We start from the raw sequence: 17,848 nt of genomic DNA, 5'->3' as shown, positions 1-17,848 counted from the left end.
ACCCCCTACTCGTCTTCGTCCCTGTCTCCGCCCCCGCCGTCGGACTGGAGCCGCTTGGTCGTCTGGACCAGCGGATGTCTCGCGTAGTCGACGACGTCGATGTCGTCGATCCGCTCGAGGTCCTCCTTCTCGGCGGTGCGTGCCATCCCCAGATCGATCTCGTGGGCGATGACGATGACGTAGGCGTCCATCTCGTCGATCGATAGCTGATCGGCCGCGAGCACGCGGTGGTGGCCGTCGGCCAGCAACAGTGTGCCGCCGTTGTCGATGACGACCAGCGGCTCGGCGAGCCCGCGCTCGAGTTCGTATCGCCGCCCCTCGAGTTCGTCGGCGTACACCCGGCCCTGCGTCGGGGTGAGTTCCGAGAGCGGAACGGTCCGGCGCTCCTCCGTCAGCTCGATCTCGTGGATCTGCTCTAAGGTCCGCATCAGTTTCCCCACCTTCTCGGGGGTCGCGCGCTCGATCTGGCTGCGGATGACGTCGGCGTTCGAGATGATCCCGACGAGGTTGCCCGCGTCGTCGACGACCGGGAGCTTCTGGATGCCCGAGCGGAGGATGACGCGCGCGGCGTCGTTTACCTTCATGTCGGGATGGGCGACCAGCAGATCGGTCGCCATAACCTTGAAAATCGGGTCGTCGTCCTCGGCGAGCAGCAGGTCGCGGGCGCTGATGAAGCCCTCGACGCGCCGTCGATCCGTGACGGGAAACCCGCTGTGTTCCTCGCTCTCGGCGATCCGCGTCGCGACCTCGCCGACGGTTTCGTCGGGCGACACCGTCGCTACGTCCCGCGTCATGTAATCCTTGACTTTGGGCTTCGTCCGGCCCGACACGACCTCCATACCCGGACACACGGGAGCCGCGCGCAAAAGTACTGTTACTGACGCTGCCTCTTCCTCCTCTCGACCCTCGAGTCCTCACGCGGACTCGCCGTCTTCGGGCTCGCCCCGCTGGGTGAACAGCCACTCGCTGGTCTGGGTGTAGGCCCCGACCGGGACCCCAGGCCGCGTCTCGATCGCCTCGAAGAACCGGTTCGTGATGACCTCCTCGACGACGCTGACGATCGACTCGATCTCCGCCTCGTCGTCGGCGCTGCCCAGAATGCCGATCTCGAGTTGCGCGCCGGCCATGTCGGCGTGGCCGCCGGCGCTCCCGATCCGGTCGAACGCGTCCCGCAGGGTCTCCCCGAGGTCGACATCGGCGGCCCGCGACCGGGCCGAGAGGTAGACCATCTCGTCGTTGAAGCCGAAGACGAGCGTCGTCTCGACGCCCTCCATCGCGAGCAACTGATCGGCCGCTTGGGGCAGCGCGTCCCGATCGCTGATCCGCCCGACGCTGGCGACGGCGACCGACTCGCGTTGCACCCGATTCTTGATCGCTCGCGCGATCGTCTCGAGGGTCTCGCCCTCGAGGGAGGGTTGTTCGATCTGGCGCAGGAGCGACGTGTCGACGTGGGGCCACAGCCGCGACGCCGCCCGGAAGTCGGCGGGCGACACCTCCCGCGTGAAGTCGTTCGTGTCGACCCGGATGCCGTACAGCAGCGCCGTCGCCGTCGCCGGATCGAAGTCGAGGTCGAATCGCTCGAGGTACTCGGTCAGGACGGTGCTGGTCGCGCCCGCCTGCTGGCGCAGGTCCACGAACTCGCCGGGGACCGGCCCGCGGGGCGGATGGTGGTCGATGACGATATCGACGTGGAGGTCGGACGGGAGCTGATCGTTGACGCCGGGCCGGGAGTGATCGACCAGCGCGAACGCCGAGTACTCCGAGATCGGCTGGTCGCGGTCTAAGTTCCGCAGATTCAGCCCGAGCAGGTTGACCATCGCCCGGTTCTCCTGATGGGAGATCTCGCCGAAGTAACAGGCGTCGGCGTCGACGCCGACGGACTCGGCGACGGCGACCAGTGCGACCGCACTCGCGATCGCGTCCGGGTCCGGGTTATCGTGTGCGAGGACCGCCAGCCGGCCGTCGATCCCCGCGAGTTGCTCCCGGAGTTCGATCGCCGCTTCGGCCGACGGGCTCGCCGCGCCGTCGAGGACCCGATCGGCCATGACGCTCGAGGGATCGACGACGGCGTCGGCCAACTCCTCGAACCGGTCGCGGTCCGCCGCCGTCGCGTTCCCGCCCAGATACGCCACGATCGAGGCTTCGGGGAACCGATCCCGCGCCGCCTCGAGTGCGGCCCGATTGATGTCGGTGCGGTCGCTCCCGACGAAGATTACGTCCGGGGGGTCGACGTTCGAGATCACGTCGGGGTCGGCCGGGTCGGCGCCGCGGGCCGGCACGCTCTCGTCGCGCAACGTTTCGACGACGCTCTCGTCGTCGGTGATCGCGAGCAGTCGGTCGCCGTCGCGCTCGGACAGTCGCTCCGTGACCTGTCGGCAGACGGTCCCACAGCCGAGCACGAGCCGGAAAACCATTTGTCGCGGCTTGCGACCCCGACGGGTAAAAGCTACCGGGTCTCCGCTCGGTTCAGGCGACGACCGCCGCGGCCGCCTCGAGCGCGGCGTCGGCGATCGGCCCGAACGCGGGCAGGGCGACGACCGTGAGGACGGCCGCGGCGATGATCGCCGCGTAGAGCCCGGTCGGCTGGGCGAGGCGGTCCCGGTCGAGGATCGGCTCCTCGATCCAGAGCGCCTTGACCAGCCGCGAGTAGTAGTACAGCGAGAGCGCGCTGTTGACCACGAGCGCGGCGGCGAGGACTAAGAGGATCGTGTTGTCCGCGGCCGCGTTGATCGTCTCGGTGTAGAGCAGATACTTGCTCCAGAAGCCGCCGAAGGGCGGCACCCCCGCGAGGCTGAACATGAACACGGCCATCGCGGCGCAGGCGAACGGCGCTTGCTTCGAGAGGCCGTTGTAGTCCTCGAAGGTCCGGCCGACGCCCCAGTACTCCGCGAGGGCGACGAACAGGAACGCGCCCGTGTTCATGAAGCCGTAGACCAGCAGGTGCATCATGGCCGCGCCCATGACGAGTTCCCCGCCCTCGGCCGAGAGGGCCGCGAGGCCGATCAGCACGTAGCCTGCGTGGCCGATCGAGGAGTAGGCGAGCATCCGTTTGACGTTCTCTTGAGTCGCCGCCGCGAAGTTCCCGACCGTCATCGTGACGATCGCGAGGATGACGAAGGCCAGCGTCCAGTCGACGCCGATGGCCTCCGTCGTCGCGGCGACCGGGAACGCCGTCGTGAACACGCGGAACGCGAGCACGAAGCCGGCGGCCTTCGAGGCCGAGGAGAGGAACGCCGAGATCGGCGCGGGTGCACCCTCGTAGGCCTCGGGGGCCCAGAAGTGGAACGGAACGCTCGCGGTCTTGAACGCGATGCCGCCGATCAGCATCAGGATCCCGAGCCCGAGCAGGCCGCCCATTTCGCCGACGGCTCCATCGCCGCTCTCGAGAACCGCGGCGATATCCGTGAGTTGCAAGGAGCCGGTCGCACCGTAGACCAGCGAGACGCCGTAGACGAAGATCGCCGAGGACAGCGCGCCGATCAGGAAGTACTTCAGCCCGGCCTCGACGCTGCCGCGGTTGTCCTTGAGGATCGCGACCAGCGCGTACGACGGCAGGCTCGTCAACTCGAGTGCGATGAAGATCGTCACGAGGCTGTTCGAGGCGGCCATCATCGACATCCCGGTCGCCGCGAGGACGACCAGCGAGTAGTACTCGGCCTGATAGGTGTGATCCCGCAGGTAGTCGTGGCTCGCGACCGTGACGAGGGCGGTGACGATCGCGATGATGATCATGAAGTACAGCGCGAGCTGATCGACGATGAACTGGCCGCCCATCAGATCGATGACGCCGTAGTTCTCGATCCCCGTCGCGCCGACGCCGGCGGCGGTAAACCAGACGGCGACGGCCAGCGACGACAGCGAACCGACGACGGCGACGCCGGCGAGCAGCGTGCGGTTCGTCGAGTGCGGGTTGATACTATCGAGCAGGAACAACACGAGCGCCGTCCCCGCGAGGATCAGTGCCGGCGCGAGTGCCATCCACTGCGGAAGCTCGAGGACCGCCATCAGAGATCACCTCCGTGCTGGATGATCGGATCGATTGCGTCGGTTATCATGTCGAAGATCAGGCTGGGGGCCACGCCCAGCAGGATGATGAGTCCCAGCAACACGACCATCGGCGCGATGTCGTGGAGGGGTGCACGGCCCACCTCGTAGTCGGTTTCGAGTCGATACGGTCCGAACACCGTCCGCTGGAGCGCAAAGAGCAGGTAGCCAGCGACGATCACGATGCCGAACATCGCCGCCGCGGTAAACAGCGGCGAGTAGTCGAGCAGTTCGGAGCCGAAGGCCCCGAAGAAGATCGTGAACTCGCCGTAGAACCCGCTCATCAGGGGCAGCCCCATGTAGCCGAAGGCACCGGCGATGAGGATGCCGACCGCGATCGGCATCCGATCGGCCATCCCGGACATATCGGTGACCATTCGGGTGTGGGTGGCGTTGTAGATGACGCCGACGGCCATGAACATCAGTCCGGAGATCAGACCGTGAGACACCATCTGGAAGGTCGCGCCGCCCACGCCGAAGGTGGTGTACGCGACCAGTCCGAGGATGACGTAGCCCATCGACGAAACGGACGAGTAGGCGACGATCCGTTTGAGGTCCGTCTGGGCGAGCGCCAGCATCGCGCCGTAGATGACGCTGATAACGGCGATCGCCGCGATCGGGACCGCATACATTTCGACCTGTTCCGGGAACATCGTGAAGTTGAACCGGAGCAGCGCGTAGGTCCCCATCTTCAGCAGGACCCCCGCCAGCAGCACCGACGCCGGCGTCGGCGCTTCGACGTGGGCGTCCGGCAGCCACGTGTGGAACGGGACGATGGGCACCTTCACCGCGAACCCGAGGAACATCGCGACGAAGACGACCGACGCGAGCGTCGTTCCCTCGAGGCCGAAGAAGCCCTCGGGGCCGCCGTCGAGCATCGCCCCCGCGATTTCGGGCAGCGCAAAGGAGGTGACCGAGTCACCGAGCCCGAAGACGAGCGCGATGAAGGCACCGAACATCACCAGCGACGCCACGTTCGTGTAGACGAAGAACTTGATCGCGGCGTACTTGCGGCGCGGGCCGCCCCAGATGCCGATCAGCAGGTACATCGGGATCAGGACCGCCTCCCAGAAGACGAACCAGAGGAAGAAATCGAGCGCCGTGAAGACGCCGATCAGGTTCGCCTCGATGAAGAGGATCAGGCCGTAGAACTGGGATTCGCGCTCGTCGATCGGCGTCCACGAGCTCACGATCGCCAGCGTACAGAGGATCGTCGTCAGGACGACCAGCGGCAGGCTGATCCCGTCGACGCCGACGAACCACGAGATCGAGTGTTCGCCGAGTTCGATCCACGCGGCCTGCGATTCGAACGCCAGTTCGCCGCCGCGCAAGGCGTTGCCGCTGCCGTCGAAGGCGGCGAACAGCCACAGCGATAGCGCCGCCGGCACGAGGCTGATGGCGAAGGCGAGTTTGCCGGCGATTCGATTCGGCGCGACGAACGTCACCAGCGCGCCGAGCAGTGCGACCGCGATAAGCGCTTCTATCATCATGCGAACCACCCTCCGATATAGCCGAGGACGAGTAGCAAGCCGATGAACCCGCCCACCAACAGCGCCGCGTAGTTAGTTACGATACCCGTCTGCAGCCGCTTGACCACGTTACTACCGGACAGGCTGATCCGCGAGGTGCCGTTGACGACCCCGTCGATCACCGTCTGGTCGAACCGATCGGCGGCTCGAGCCAGCGGTAGCGTCAGGCCCTCCGCGAGCCAGACCTGGTATTCGTCCTGGTAGTAGTTGCGCTTGAGGACGCCGTACGCGCCGCCGAGTTTCGTCGTGTGGCGCTTCGGCTCGGGGACGTTGTACAGCACGTGTGCCGCGAGCGCGCCGGCCAGTGCCAGCCCGAGCGACAGCCCCGCAGCCAGTAGCATGGTCGTCGTCTCGGAGCCGATCACGCCCTCCTCGAAGGCGACCGTCTCGTGGTAGTCGTGGTAGGTCAGTCCCTCGAGGTAGCCGTATTCGCCGTCGAGCCAGAACTCGAGGAAGGTGATGTCGGCGTGGAGCAGTTCCGCGACGGGCGCGAGGTTCGCGAGACCCGCGACGGTCGCGAGCGTCCCGAGCGCGAGCAGCGGGACCTTAACCGCCCAGCCGACCGCGTGGGGGTCCTCGGCCGTCTCGGAGCGGGGCTCGCCGTGGAAGGTCAGAAAGACCATCCGGAAGGTGTAGAACCCGGTGAAGAAGACGGCGATCAACCCCATCGCGTAGGCCGCGAGGAAGATCGGTTGCTCGAGGCCGACGGCGAGCGCGTCGAACAGCACCTCGTCTTTCGACCAGAAGCCGGAGAACGGAACGATTCCCGCGAGCGCGAGCGCGCCGGCGAGGAACGTGTAGTAGGTGACGGGCGCTTTGGCTTTGAGCCCGCCCATCTTCCACATGTCCTGTTCATGGTGCATCAGGATGATGACGGCCCCGGCACCGAGGAACAGGAGCGCCTTGAAGAAGGCGTGGTTCATCAGGTGGAAGACGCCGGCGACGTAGCCGCCGACGCCGAGGCCGAGCATCATATAGCCGTACTGGCTGATCGTCGAGTACGCCAGCACCTGTTTGATGTCGTCTTTGACGACGGCCATCGTCGCGGCGAAGAGCGCGGTGAAGCCGCCCACGAAGGCGATGATCGCCAGCGCGGTCGGGCTCAGTGCGTAGTAGCCGAACATCCGCGCGACCAGGTAGACGCCGGCCGCGACCATCGTCGCGGCGTGAATCAGCGCGGAGACGGTGGTCGGGCCTTCCATGGCGTCGGGAAGCCACGTGTGGAAGGGGAACTGCGCGGACTTGCCGAGCACGCCACCGAGGACGAGCAGTCCGGTGATCGTCACCCACGTCTCGGCGTCGAACCCGAACAGGGTTGCGCCGTCGTCGATCGCCGTCTCGGCTGCGGTGACGAACGACTCCTCGCCGGCGAAGCCGACGGTGCCGAACGTCGCCGCGATAGCGACGACCCCAACCAGGAAGAAGTAGTCACCAAATCGGGTGACCAAGAAGGCCTTCTTCGCGGCCGAGGGTGCAGATTTCGTGCGGAACCAGAACCCGATCAGGAGATACGAACACAGCCCGACGAGTTCGAAGAACATGAACGCCATCAGCAGGTTGTCCGCGAAGACGAAGGCGAGCATGCTGAACGTAAAGAGGCCGAGTTCGGCGTAGTACCGCGGGAGCCCCGTTTCGCCCTCGGCGTTCATGTAGCCGAGACTGAAGACGTGGACGAGCAAGGCGACGAGCGAGACGATTACCAGCATGAGCGCCGAGAGGGGATCGATAAGGACCCCGAACGAGAACGAAATCGTCTCCGCGCCCGTCTCGCTCATCGCCGCGCCGGCCGTCCACTCGTACAGTTCCGTGTGATGTGCGTTGCCGCCCGCGACCGCCGCGAACATCACGAGCGAGATGAGAAGCGAGCCACCCGTCGCGATGATACCCGGGAGCGCGCCTTTCTTCGGCAGGTACCTCCCGAACAGCAGCGTGATCACGAACGCCACGAGCGGGAGCACTGCGATCGCCGGTGCGAATCCGAACGGTCCTGTTGCTGTTGCTGCCATCTTCTACCACCTCATCGTCGTCGGTACCGTGACGTCGACGTCACGGAAGTTGCGGTACAGCACCAGAATGATCCCGAGTCCGACCGCAACCTCCGCGGCAGCCAGCGCCATCGTAAACAGCGCGAACAACTGCCCCGTGAGGTTGCCGTGATAGAACGCGAACGCGATCAAGTTGATATTCGCCGCGTTCAGCATTAGCTCGACGGACATCAGGAACAACAGTGCGTTACGACGCGTCAGCACGCCGAAGAGCCCGATACAGAACACCGCCATCGACAGCAGCACGTAGTACTGTACGTCGACGGTCATCGGTTCTCACCACCGGTGTCTGCGGATCGGCCGGTCGATTCGGCGCTTCCACCGTCGGCGACTGTCGGCGCCGCACCCTCACCGCTACTCGAGGACTCGCCGGTGCTCGAGAGCGCGGCGACGGGTTCGCCGCCCTCCTCGCGTTTCGCGAGGACGAGCGCGGCGTCGAGTGCGGCGTCGAGTGCGATCGCGACGAGCAAGACGGCGGCGAGGAACGGTTCGGTGCCGCCGATCTGCTGTAGCGAGTCGTAGCCGAAGAGCGCGTAGCCGAGTTCGGCCGTGATCGAGACGTCGTCGGGGAAGCCGGCTCCGGCGGCCGCGGTCATCGGATCGAAGGACGCGTTCAGCGTGATGAGCGCCATCACGGCGAACAGTCCGACGGCGAGTAGTCCCGGAACCAGCGTCTTGCCGAGTCGGAGTTTCGGACCGGTCGTCATGCCTGTACCACCTCGTCTGCGTCGGCGTCGGAATCGTCGCGCTGGGTCAGCATGACGGCGAACGTGATGAGGACGAGGACCCCGCCGACGTAGACGAGGACCTGCATCATGGCGACGAATTCAGCCGCCAACATCACGTAATGGGCCGCGACGCTGAGCAGCGCCACACCAAGCAGGAGCGCCGAATGCCACGGGTCCTGCATGAGCACGACACCCACCGCGCTGGAAAGCGTCACGACGGCGAACAGCGCGAACGCGATCAGCTCGTAGTTCATGTTTTGTTGATAGTGCCCGTTTGCGGGACGGGCGGACCCGTTACTGGTAGTCGACCTCCCCGTCACCCTCACCGACCCACGCGCCCCGGTCGGGTTCGCGGGCGGCGAGCGGGTCGATGTCCTTGTACCACGGTACCGCTTTCAGCTGCTCTTTGTTGTAGACGAAATCGTGTTTCGTGTCCGCGGTGAACTCGAAGTTCTCCGTGAGCAGGATGGCGTCGACGGGACAGACCTCCTCGCAGAGCCGGCAGTAGATACACTGCCCGATGTGGAGGTTGTACTGTTCGCCCTGTCGCTGATCGTTCGTGACGATCTGGATCGTGTCGTTCGGACAGACGTTCTCACACTGGCGACACCAGATACACCGCTCCTGACTGAACTTGTGGACGCCGCGGAATCGCGGCGACACGTCGGGTGCGGTCTCCGGGTACTCCACCGTGAAGGTAGAGCCGTCCAGTGCGTGTTTCATCGTCGTTGCCATCGATTTGAGTATCCCGATCATGCTATCAGCCCCACGATTACCGCGGTCAAGATGAGATTGGCGAAGGCCAGCACGAGCAGTCCCTTCCAGCCGATCTCGATGAGTTGATCGATACGAACCCGGGGAACCGCCGAGCGCAGCCACTGCGTCGCGAGGAACACCGCCCAGATCTTGATGATGAACCAGACGATGCCCGGCAGGATCGGCCCGGCGGGTCCGCCGAGGAAGATCGTCGCGATGATCGCACCGCCGAGGAAGATGTGGAGGAACTCCCCGAGGTAGATCAGGACGAAGTAGACCGAGGAGTACTCGGTCTGGTAGCCCGCGACGATTTCAGTCGGTGCCTCCGGCGTGTCGAATGGGTTACGGCCGACCTCCGCGAAGTTCGCCACCAGAAAGAGGACGAACGCGAAGGGGTTGACCAGCGCGTACCACGACGGAATCGAAATTCCTGCGATCGTGATAAGCGGCTCCGCCTGCGCCGAGACGATCTCACCCATCTGGAGGGTGCCGGCGAAGATCACGACCGACATCCCGGTGACGACCAGCGGGATCTCGTAGGCGACGTTCTGTGCCACCGCGCGCAGGCCGCCGAGCATCGAGTACTTGTTCGCCGACGCGTAGCCGGCCATCACCAGTCCGAGGCTCGCGATCCCCGAGACGGCGAAAACATAGGCCAGCCCGACTTCGGGATCCGAGAGATGGATCCCATTGCCCATCGGGATGACGGCGAAGCCAAGCAGCGCCGACGACGCGACGACGATCGGCGCGAGGTCGTAAGCCGGTCGGTCCGCGTTCTCGGGCACGACCAGTTCCTTCGACAGGAGCCGCACCGCGTCGGCGATGATGATGAACAGCCCGGCCGGTCCGAGCCGGTTGACCGCGATCCGGTCCGTGAAGGCCGCGGTTATCTTCCGCTTCGCCCACGGCCCCGCGACGCCGGTCATCGCGAGCATCAGGTTGCCGATGAGGAAGGCCGCGAGGAAGGTCGCGAGCAACTCGCCACCCAACCCGAACCCGTCGAGACCGGTCAGCTCGCCGATCCGCTCGGGGAGCAAGACCGTGTCCTGTAGCGGCACCGCCGGCAGTTCGGACAGTTCGCCGGCCGCACCTGCGATCTGGCCGCCGGACATACTACCGGTCCACCTCTCCGAGCACGATATCGAGGCTGCCCAACGACGCGATCAGGTCCGGTACGTACTCCCCTTCGGACATCTCGGGCAGCGCCGAGAGGTTGTGGAAGCACGGACTCCGGATCTTGAACCGACCCGGCTTGTCGGTGCCGTCCGAGCGGATGTAGATCCCGAGTTCGCCCTTCGCACCCTCGACGCTGCGGTAGATCTCCGTATCCGTGTCCGGCTTGAGCGTCCGCGGGACGTTGCTCTGGACCGTGCGTTCGTCCTCGGGCCAGTCCTCGAGCAGATCGAGACACTGCTCGATGATCTTCGCGGACTCCTCGACCTCTTGCATGCGCACGAGGACGCGGCTGTAGTTGTCACAGCCGTCCTCGGTGACGACGTCCCACTCGAGGTTATCGTAGTAGCCGTAGGGGTCGTCGCGCCGGAGGTCGTAGTCGATGCCGGATCCGCGTGCGACGGGCCCGGTACAGCCGTACTGTTTGGCGACCTCGGGCTCTAAGACCCCGGTGTCGTGACACCGGATCTGGAAGATCTCGTTGCCGGTCAGCAGGTCGTTGTACTCGTCGACCTTCGCGGGGAGCCCGTCGAGGAAGTCTCGCGTCTTCTCGATGAACTCCTCGCGGGGTTCGGGCAGGTCCCACGCGACGCCGCCAAGACGGAAGTAGTTGAACATGAGCCGCTGGCCGGTCAGATCCTCCAGGATGTCCTGGACGACCTCGCGGTCGCGCATGCCATATTGGAAGATGGCGGTGAAGTCGCCGTAGACGTCCAGCGCGAACGTCGCCAGCGCGAGCATGTGGGAGGCGATCCGGCACAGTTCTGCGCCCATCGTCCGGATGACCTGCGCGTACTCGGGGACCTCGATGTCCGCGAGGTCCTCGGCCGTGCGCGCGTAGGCCCACTCGTTGAGCAGGCCGGCCGAGACGTAGTCCCAGCGGTCGGGATAGGGCATGATCTGGTGACGGTAGGTCCCCTGCTGGCACATCTGCTCCTCGCAGCGGTGCAGGTAGCCGACGTCGGGATCGACGTCGACGACCGTCTCGCCGTCCAAGACCGTCTCGATGTGGAGCACGCCGTGGGTCGCCGGGTGGTGGGGACCGATGTTCAGGAACATCGTGTCCGACTCGTCGTCGTGGTGGTCCGGCTGGACCGGGTTGGCGTGTTCGGTCAGGGTCACCAGCTGGGGTTTCTCCTGATCGTAGCCCCGCGAGAGCGGGTGGCCCTGCCACGTTTCGGGCAGGAGGATGCGTCGCGGATCAGGGTGGCCCTCGTAGTCGATGCCGACGAGGTCGAAGGCCTCCCGCTCGTGCCAGTCGGCGGTTCGGAAGACCGGTTCGGCGCTCTGACTGACCGGGTCGTCGGTGGTCGTCGGGACGACGATCGACACCTCTTGGGTCGGATCGTCGTACTTCCGGAGGTGGTAGATCGATTCGTACCGATCGGCGTACTCCTGTGCGGTGAGGTTCGCGAGGTGATCGAATCCTGCCTCGTCCCGGAGGTCCGTGAGGACCGATTGGACGTCGTCCGGTCGGATGACGAATCCGGGCGCGTTCATGTGGTCGTCGCGTGCGAGCGCGCGATCACCGAGCAGCGCCTCGAGGTCGTCTTCCGTGACTTCGATCGGCGGCTGGCCGCCGCGCTCGAGTCCCGTGCTCATGGCGAATCAGCCCAGTTGTAGCGCATGACGAGGTCCTCCTCGTCGATGTCGTCCGCGAGCTTCTGGACGAGTTCGTCCTGTGGTAGGTCGCCGAACTCCTCGAGTTCGTACGGTTTGACGACGACGGGCGTCGACTCGCCGTTTCGGATCCGCTCTTGGAGTTTGGCGATGCCGTAGACGAGCGCTTCCGGTCGGGGAGGACAGCCGGGGACGTGGATGTCGATCGGGATGATCTCCTCGGCTCCCTTGACGACGTTGTAGCCCTCTTGGAAGGGGCCGCCGGAAATCGTACACGACCCCATACCGACGACGAACTTGGGTTCGGGCATCTGGTCGTAGACTCGCTTCATGCGGGGCCCGAACTTCGAGACGATCGTCCCCGGGACGATCATCACGTCGGCCTGCCGCGGCGAGGCCCGCGGGACCCCGGCGCCGAAGCGGTCGAGGTCGTGTTTGATCGCGTACGTGTGCATCATCTCGATGCTGCAACACGCGATCCCGAACTGGAGCATGAACATGGAGTTGCCCCGGACCCAGTTCATGAACTTATCGAACTTCGTGAGGATGAACGGCGTCGATCCGAACGCCTCCCGAAGCTTGGAGTTGAAGCGGTCGTCGGCACCCTCACCGATTCGCGAGTCGCGGGTGTCCGTCGACGGTGCGGTGCTATCGTAGATTTGCTGGCGTGGTTGTTCGCTACTCATGATCTGTCAGTTTCCAGCTGACGCGGTGTCTGTGCCCACTGTACTGCACCTGTGCGCCACGCCCACGCGAGTCCGACGAGTAGGATGGCGACGAACAGTAGCATTGGCCCGAGCGCGCTGACAAGCGAGATTTCCTCCGCCGCGAGCGCATCCTGATAGGCGACCGTCCACGGGAACAACAGGACGGTCTCGATATCGAAGACGACGAACAGCAGCGCAACCATGTAATACTGAATATTGAACCGGATGCGCGTCCCGCCGGTCGGAATCTCGCCACTCTCGTAGGTGGCTCGTTTGCTCGTTTCGGGCACGGTGGGTCGCAGGAGATACGATACCGCCATCATCCCGAACGGTATCAGTACCCCGACGAGCGCCAGCGCCCCGATGGCGATCCAATCATTCATCTCGGTAACGTCCGAGGCTTCAAACCGCACGCACATAAGGGTTGATTCTTCGTTTTTCGGGGAAGCACGGGCCAAGGAGCGACTTCTGTGAAAACGACTCTCGTGAATAATCACGAGAGATGATAGCCGGTCGTCGAGAACGCGAACGGATCGGTAAAACGGGATTGGCGACCGCCGAAATCGACTGCGACGCGGCCTGTGAGCGGACGGGAGTGTGCGCCGAACGAGTTCGCCAGTCGTTCGGTTACTGTGGCGGCGACTGATATGGAGGCGACGATGAGGACCACTACGAGCACATGGCGAATCCGAGACGCCGTTACCGATCGCGGTCCCGGAACGCCGGCGTGCCGCTGTCGTGCAGTTTGCGAGAGACGTCCCCGACGCCGTCGCGCAGGTCCTCGTGGTACGCGACCAACCGGTCGCGAACCTCGTCGTGCTGGCGTGCGAGGATTTGGGCGGCCGACAGCGCGGCGTTGAACGATTTGCCGGCATCGACCGCGACCAGCGGTGCGCCCGTCGGCATGCCGATGACGCTGTCGACGGACTTCTCTTGGACCGGCACGCCGATGACCGGTAGCGGGTACGCGATCGACGCGGTCATGTTCGGGAGGTCGGCGGACTTCCCACCCGCGCCGGCGATAATGACCTCGAGGCCGCGCTCCTCGGCGGTTTCGGCGTAAGCCGTCATTAAGTCGGGAGTGCGATGGGCCGAGGTGACGTAGGTCTCGAACGTAAACTGCGCGTCGGGCGCGCGTTCGTAGTCGGTCTGTTCGGCGAAGCCGAGTTCGTCCACGAACGCGTCGTACGCGCCGCGGCGCTCGCCGCCGGTCATCATCGTCTCGAGGTCGGAGTCGCTGCCCATGACGATCCCGACATCGGGTGTCTCCTCGGCCGGGCGGTCCTGTGCGGCCTCGTCGTGCAAGCGGTCGATCAGATCGGTGACGCTGTCGCTCATGCGTGACTGTGGTCGGGCGGGTGACTTGAAACGGTGGCAAACGGGCCGGTCCCGGGCGTCCCGTCTCGGCTACTCGTCTGTTCGGAACGTCACAGAATTCTCGAGGTCGCGCGCACGCTCGAGCAGGTCCTCGACGCCGGCGTCCTCGGTCTCGCCCGAGACGGTGACGTGGCCCATCTTGCGCAGCGGCCGGACCTGCCGCTTGCCGTACCAGTGGAGGTGCGCGCCCGGCGTCTCGAGGATCCGGTCGATATCACCGAACCCCGCGCGCTGTTCCTCGTCGACATCATCAGAATCGCTTTGCGATTCTGATTGGCTCGAAAGAGCGAAGCTCTTTCGAACGTCGCCGAGCAGGTTCGTCAGCACGGTCGGCGAGCGCAGTTCGGTCGAGCCGAGCGGCCAGCCCAGTACCGCCCTCGCGTGCTGTTCGAACTGCGAGCTCTGAGCGCCCTCGATCGTCCAGTGGCCGGAGTTGTGCGGACGCGGGGCGATCTCGTTGAGCAGAATTTCCTCGTCGGGCGTCTCGAACAACTCGATGCCGTAGACGCCGCGTCCGTCCATCACCTCGAGGACGTCGCGCGCGACGTCGTAGGCGCGTTCCGCGGCCGCGGCGCTCGAGCGCGCGGGAACGATGGTCTCCCGGAGGATCTCGTCGACGTGGACGTTCTCGCCGATGGGGAAGGTCGCGACCTCGTCCTCGCCTTTGACCGCGATGACCGAGACCTCGCGCTCGAAGTCGACGAACGACTCGACCATCGCGGGACCGGCGACGGACTCGAGCGCGTCCGCAGCTTCGTCCTTCGACTCGACGGGAACGTTCCCGCGGCCGTCGTACCCGCCCGTGCGGGCCTTGAGCATCACCGGCGCGCCGTAGTCGTCGATCGCCGCGCGGATGTCGTCGGCGTCTTCGACCGCGCGGAACGGCGGCACCGGAACCCCCGCGTCCTCGAGTTCCCGTTTCTGGACGAGTTTGTCGTGAATCGTCTCGAGCGTCGACGGCTTCGGGTGAACGGGCGTGCCCGTCTCCTCGCTGACGCGCTCCATCACGTCCTGGTCCGCGAGTTCGATTTCGAACGTGAGCACGTCGGCGCGCGCGGCGAGTTCGCGGATCCCCGCCTCGTCGTCGAACTCGGCGACGATCTGGTCGCGGGCCACGAGCGCCGCCGGACAGTCCGGCGTCGGGTCGAGCACGACCACTTCGACGCCAAGCGGCGCGGCCGCCTCCGCGAGCATCCGCCCGAGCTGTCCCCCGCCGACTACACCGATCGTCGGTCCCGGCGTCCGTAGCGTCGTCATTACGCGGCGGTTCTCGTCGCCCGCGCTTAAGAATTCGCAAATGGGCCGTCGCTCGGGGCGCGAGTCGGTTTCGGTCACCGGAGAACGGTACCTCTTTTACCTGCCCTCCCGACCGCTCGCGTATGACCACGCTCGGACTGGTGGTCGCGGAATTCAACCGTCCGATCACCGAGCAGATGGAGCAGGAAGCGCTCGAGGCGGCCACCGCCGCGGGTGCCGAGGTGTCCGAGACGGTCCGCGTCCCGGGGGCGTACGACGCGCCGCTGGCCGCCGACCGGCTCGCACGCCGCGACGATGTCGATGCCGTGGCCGTCATCGGAACCGTCATCACCGGTGACACGGACCACGATCAGGTGATCACCGACGCCACCGCCCAGCGGCTCTCCGACGTGAGTCTCGAGCGCGATACGCCCGTGACACTCGGCGTCACCGGCCCCGGCATGTCCGCCGCAGAAGCGCGCGAGCGCGTCGAAAACGCGGCGAAAGCCGTCGACGGCGCGCTCGATCTCGTCGACGAACTACCCGACCCCAGTCCCGCCGCCGATTCCGACTAGATCCACAATGACGATGGAATTCACCGACCGCGTCAGCCGAGTCGAACCGTCCGCAACGCTCGCCATCTCTGCACTCGCCACCGAACTCGAGGCCGAGGGCGCAGACGTCGTCGACCTCTCCGTCGGCGAACCCGACTTCCCCACGCCCGAGAACATCATCGAGGCGGGCCAAGACGCGATGGACGCCGGACACACCGGCTACACCACCTCCGCGGGCATCCTCGAACTCCGCGAGGCCATCGCCGACAAACTCGCCGACGACGGCCTCGATCACAGCACGGACGAGATCATCGTCACGCCCGGCGCGAAGCAGGCGCTGTACGAGATCGTCCAGGCGCTCGTTCAGGACGGCGACGAAGTCGCCCTCCTCGACCCCGCGTGGGTCTCCTACGAGGCCATGGTCAAGATGGCCGGCGGCGATCTGACCCGCGTCGACCTCTCCGAGACCGACTTCCAACTCGAGCCCGCGCTCGACGACCTCGCCGAAGCGGTGTCGGACGACACCGAACTGCTGATCGTCAACTCGCCGTCGAACCCCACCGGCGCGGTCTACTCCGACGCCGCCCTCGAGGGCGTCCGCGATCTGGCCGTCGAACACGACATCACCGTCATCTCCGATGAGATCTACAAGGAGATTACCTACGGCGTCGAGCCGACGAGTCTCGGCACGCTCGAGGGCATGGCCGACCGCACCGTCACGGTCAACGGCTTCTCAAAGGCCTACTCGATGACCGGCTGGCGGCTCGGCTACTTCGCCGGCCCCGAGGACCTGATCGATCAGGCCGGCAAGCTCCACAGCCACTCCGTCTCCTCGGCCGTCAACTTCGTCCAGCACGCCGGCCTCGAGGCCCTCGAGACCGAGGCCGCCGTCACCGAGATGGTCGAGGCCTTCGAAGAGCGCCGCGATCTGGTCGTCGACCTGCTCGCCGAGTACGACGTCGACGTATCAGTTCCGGAGGGCGCGTTCTACATGATGCTTCCCGTCGATGAGGACGACCAGGCGTGGTGCGAGGGCGCGATCGAAGACGCCCACGTCGCGACCGTCCCCGGCAGCGCGTTCGGCACGCCCGGCTACGCCCGAATCTCGTATGCGGCGAGTGAGGAACGGCTCGAGGAAGGGATCGAGCGACTGGCCGAGGAAGGCTACCTGTAGTCGGCTTTTCGCAGGTATCCGCTTTCGCGACCCGTCTCGACGTATTCTTCAACGCCTCGCTGTCTGCTGAGCGAAGCCGCTCGTCACTGGTGCCAGCGGCCGCGAGTTTATATCCGATACCGAAGCCAGTCCCCGCATGGACTGTCCGACGTGTGGGAAATCGCTCTCGACGGAACAGGGAATGCGACAACACCATACGAAAGTCCACGGCGATCCGCTGCCGAATCGCACCTGCAGCGGGTGCGGGACCGAGTTCTACGATCCGAAAGCCCGCCTCGAGTTCTGCGACGACTGCAACCCAAACGGCGGAACCCACAACGGGAACTGGAAGGGCGGGAAAGAAACGACGACATGCAGCCGCTGTGGATCAACGTTTGACTTCTATCCATCAGACAAACCGGGCATATACTGTCCAAAATGCGTTGCGAACGCCGATACATTCCTCGGGACGCCCTATTACGAATACCACGATATAGAGCGAGTAAAGACGGTCTGTGAATGGTGTGGCCGGATTTCGACCGTACTGAAGTCGAAAGCGGAACGCGAACCAGTCCGGTTCTGTAGCCAGAACTGCCTCAGCCATTGGCTATCGGCACAGTGGGAAAATACCGAAAACGCATACAATGGCCGCTGGAGAAGCGTTCGACGGAAAGCCCTCGAACGAGACGATCACACGTGCCAACGCTGTGGCATCACTCGCGAAGAGATCGGCCACGAACCCGACGTTCACCATATCGTCCCGGTACGAACGTTCACCGACCCACAGCTTGCACACACCCTCGATAACGTCATTTGCCTCTGCCGAAGTTGCCACCGGTACGCTGAAATTGAACCGATTGAGGCATTCTCTCCTACTGCGACTCAGAGCGAATAACAACTCATAAATCGTTCTGTCGATAACTTCG

The 17,848-nt window shown here is 65.2% G+C and carries 18 protein-coding genes; 3 read left to right on the top strand and 15 right to left on the bottom strand.

Annotated features, from left to right (window positions below):
- Window positions 1–5: 5 nt before the first annotated feature.
- The 15 genes from ACT4ML_RS08310 to ACT4ML_RS08240 form a co-directional block, all read right to left on the bottom strand.
- Entirely contained in the window at window positions 6–839 is an 834-nt protein-coding gene (locus ACT4ML_RS08310; RefSeq protein WP_444720434.1) for a CBS domain-containing protein, read from the bottom strand.
- A gap of 75 nt (window positions 840–914) precedes the next feature.
- Window positions 915–2,414, bottom strand: a complete 1,500-nt coding sequence (locus tag ACT4ML_RS08305; protein WP_444720433.1) for a DHH family phosphoesterase — start codon at window positions 2,412–2,414, stop codon at window positions 915–917.
- Between the two features lie 52 nt (window positions 2,415–2,466).
- Window positions 2,467–4,005, bottom strand: coding sequence for an NADH-quinone oxidoreductase subunit N (locus ACT4ML_RS08300; RefSeq protein ID WP_444720432.1), 1,539 nt, complete (start codon window positions 4,003–4,005; stop codon window positions 2,467–2,469).
- On the bottom strand, window positions 4,005–5,534 hold the full coding sequence (locus ACT4ML_RS08295; RefSeq protein WP_444720431.1) for a complex I subunit 4 family protein: 1,530 nt from the start codon (window positions 5,532–5,534) through the stop codon (window positions 4,005–4,007). Before ACT4ML_RS08295 ends, ACT4ML_RS08300 begins: the two co-directional genes overlap by 1 nt.
- On the bottom strand, window positions 5,531–7,579 hold the full coding sequence (nuoL, locus tag ACT4ML_RS08290; protein WP_444720430.1) for an NADH-quinone oxidoreductase subunit L: 2,049 nt from the start codon (window positions 7,577–7,579) through the stop codon (window positions 5,531–5,533). The genes ACT4ML_RS08295 and nuoL overlap by 4 nt, the downstream gene beginning before the upstream one ends.
- Before the next feature lie 3 nt (window positions 7,580–7,582).
- A complete protein-coding gene (gene nuoK / locus ACT4ML_RS08285) occupies window positions 7,583–7,888 on the bottom strand; it encodes an NADH-quinone oxidoreductase subunit NuoK (RefSeq protein ID WP_006181260.1) in 306 nt (101 codons plus the stop codon).
- Window positions 7,885–8,325, bottom strand: a complete 441-nt coding sequence (locus ACT4ML_RS08280) for a hypothetical protein (RefSeq protein ID WP_444720429.1) — start codon at window positions 8,323–8,325, stop codon at window positions 7,885–7,887. The genes nuoK and ACT4ML_RS08280 overlap by 4 nt, the downstream gene beginning before the upstream one ends.
- A complete protein-coding gene (locus tag ACT4ML_RS08275) occupies window positions 8,322–8,600 on the bottom strand; it encodes an NADH-quinone oxidoreductase subunit J (RefSeq protein WP_138245685.1) in 279 nt (92 codons plus the stop codon). Before ACT4ML_RS08275 ends, ACT4ML_RS08280 begins: the two co-directional genes overlap by 4 nt.
- A 40-nt stretch (window positions 8,601–8,640) precedes the next feature.
- Complete coding sequence (locus tag ACT4ML_RS08270) at window positions 8,641–9,102, bottom strand: NuoI/complex I 23 kDa subunit family protein (protein WP_006429628.1); 462 nt, start codon at window positions 9,100–9,102, stop codon at window positions 8,641–8,643.
- Entirely contained in the window at window positions 9,099–10,214 is a 1,116-nt protein-coding gene (locus ACT4ML_RS08265) for a complex I subunit 1/NuoH family protein (protein WP_444720428.1), read from the bottom strand. The genes ACT4ML_RS08270 and ACT4ML_RS08265 overlap by 4 nt, the downstream gene beginning before the upstream one ends.
- Window position 10,215: 1 nt before the next feature.
- A complete protein-coding gene (locus ACT4ML_RS08260) occupies window positions 10,216–11,877 on the bottom strand; it encodes an NADH-quinone oxidoreductase subunit D (protein WP_444720427.1) in 1,662 nt (553 codons plus the stop codon).
- Window positions 11,874–12,581, bottom strand: a complete 708-nt coding sequence (locus tag ACT4ML_RS08255; protein WP_006429625.1) for an NADH-quinone oxidoreductase subunit B — start codon at window positions 12,579–12,581, stop codon at window positions 11,874–11,876. Before ACT4ML_RS08255 ends, ACT4ML_RS08260 begins: the two co-directional genes overlap by 4 nt.
- Window positions 12,578–12,985, bottom strand: coding sequence for an NADH-quinone oxidoreductase subunit A (locus tag ACT4ML_RS08250; protein ID WP_138245688.1), 408 nt, complete (start codon window positions 12,983–12,985; stop codon window positions 12,578–12,580). The genes ACT4ML_RS08255 and ACT4ML_RS08250 overlap by 4 nt, the downstream gene beginning before the upstream one ends.
- A 316-nt stretch (window positions 12,986–13,301) precedes the next feature.
- Window positions 13,302–13,940 carry an AIR carboxylase family protein gene (locus ACT4ML_RS08245; RefSeq protein ID WP_444720426.1) on the bottom strand — a complete coding sequence of 213 codons (639 nt, stop codon included), beginning with the start codon at window positions 13,938–13,940 and terminating at the stop codon, window positions 13,302–13,304.
- Window positions 13,941–14,009: 69 nt separating this feature from the next.
- Entirely contained in the window at window positions 14,010–15,236 is a 1,227-nt protein-coding gene (locus ACT4ML_RS08240; RefSeq protein ID WP_444720425.1) for a 5-(carboxyamino)imidazole ribonucleotide synthase, read from the bottom strand.
- 122 nt (window positions 15,237–15,358) lie between these two features.
- Between ACT4ML_RS08240 and ribH the strand changes: the two genes are divergently transcribed.
- The 3 genes from ribH (at window position 15,359) to ACT4ML_RS08225 (ending at window position 17,817) form a co-directional block, all read left to right on the top strand.
- Entirely contained in the window at window positions 15,359–15,790 is a 432-nt protein-coding gene (ribH, locus tag ACT4ML_RS08235) for a 6,7-dimethyl-8-ribityllumazine synthase (protein ID WP_138245691.1), read from the top strand.
- Window positions 15,791–15,797: 7 nt separating this feature from the next.
- Window positions 15,798–16,943, top strand: coding sequence for a pyridoxal phosphate-dependent aminotransferase (locus ACT4ML_RS08230; RefSeq protein ID WP_444720424.1), 1,146 nt, complete (start codon window positions 15,798–15,800; stop codon window positions 16,941–16,943).
- A 136-nt stretch (window positions 16,944–17,079) separates the two neighbouring features.
- Entirely contained in the window at window positions 17,080–17,817 is a 738-nt protein-coding gene (locus ACT4ML_RS08225; protein WP_444720423.1) for an HNH endonuclease, read from the top strand.
- Window positions 17,818–17,848: the final 31 nt, after the last annotated feature.

It is taken from the genome of Natrinema sp. LN54 (genome assembly GCF_052439245.1).
Classification (GTDB): domain Archaea; phylum Halobacteriota; class Halobacteria; order Halobacteriales; family Natrialbaceae; genus Natrinema; species Natrinema versiforme_A.
This window is presented reverse-complemented; position numbering and strand designations above follow the sequence as displayed.

Excerpts from the sequence above, each read along its gene's own strand:
- ACT4ML_RS08310 (WP_444720434.1), bottom strand. The coding sequence starts at position 839 with ATGGAGGTCGTGTCGGGCCGGACGAAGCCCAAAGTCAAGGATTACATG.
- ACT4ML_RS08305 (WP_444720433.1), bottom strand. The coding sequence starts at position 2,414 with ATGGTTTTCCGGCTCGTGCTCGGCTGTGGGACCGTCTGCCGACAGGTC.
- ACT4ML_RS08300 (WP_444720432.1), bottom strand. The coding sequence starts at position 4,005 with ATGGCGGTCCTCGAGCTTCCGCAGTGGATGGCACTCGCGCCGGCACTG.
- ACT4ML_RS08295 (WP_444720431.1), bottom strand. The coding sequence starts at position 5,534 with ATGATGATAGAAGCGCTTATCGCGGTCGCACTGCTCGGCGCGCTGGTG.
- nuoL (WP_444720430.1), bottom strand. The coding sequence starts at position 7,579 with ATGGCAGCAACAGCAACAGGACCGTTCGGATTCGCACCGGCGATCGCA.
- nuoK (WP_006181260.1), bottom strand. The coding sequence starts at position 7,888 with ATGACCGTCGACGTACAGTACTACGTGCTGCTGTCGATGGCGGTGTTC.
- ACT4ML_RS08280 (WP_444720429.1), bottom strand. The coding sequence starts at position 8,325 with ATGACGACCGGTCCGAAACTCCGACTCGGCAAGACGCTGGTTCCGGGA.
- ACT4ML_RS08275 (WP_138245685.1), bottom strand. The coding sequence starts at position 8,600 with ATGAACTACGAGCTGATCGCGTTCGCGCTGTTCGCCGTCGTGACGCTT.
- ACT4ML_RS08270 (WP_006429628.1), bottom strand. The coding sequence starts at position 9,102 with ATGATCGGGATACTCAAATCGATGGCAACGACGATGAAACACGCACTG.
- ACT4ML_RS08265 (WP_444720428.1), bottom strand. The coding sequence starts at position 10,214 with ATGTCCGGCGGCCAGATCGCAGGTGCGGCCGGCGAACTGTCCGAACTG.
- ACT4ML_RS08260 (WP_444720427.1), bottom strand. The coding sequence starts at position 11,877 with ATGAGCACGGGACTCGAGCGCGGCGGCCAGCCGCCGATCGAAGTCACG.
- ACT4ML_RS08255 (WP_006429625.1), bottom strand. The coding sequence starts at position 12,581 with ATGAGTAGCGAACAACCACGCCAGCAAATCTACGATAGCACCGCACCG.
- ACT4ML_RS08250 (WP_138245688.1), bottom strand. The coding sequence starts at position 12,985 with ATGAATGATTGGATCGCCATCGGGGCGCTGGCGCTCGTCGGGGTACTG.
- ACT4ML_RS08245 (WP_444720426.1), bottom strand. The coding sequence starts at position 13,940 with ATGAGCGACAGCGTCACCGATCTGATCGACCGCTTGCACGACGAGGCC.
- ACT4ML_RS08240 (WP_444720425.1), bottom strand. The coding sequence starts at position 15,236 with ATGACGACGCTACGGACGCCGGGACCGACGATCGGTGTAGTCGGCGGG.
- ribH (WP_138245691.1), top strand. The coding sequence starts at position 15,359 with ATGACCACGCTCGGACTGGTGGTCGCGGAATTCAACCGTCCGATCACC.
- ACT4ML_RS08230 (WP_444720424.1), top strand. The coding sequence starts at position 15,798 with ATGACGATGGAATTCACCGACCGCGTCAGCCGAGTCGAACCGTCCGCA.
- ACT4ML_RS08225 (WP_444720423.1), top strand. The coding sequence starts at position 17,080 with ATGGACTGTCCGACGTGTGGGAAATCGCTCTCGACGGAACAGGGAATG.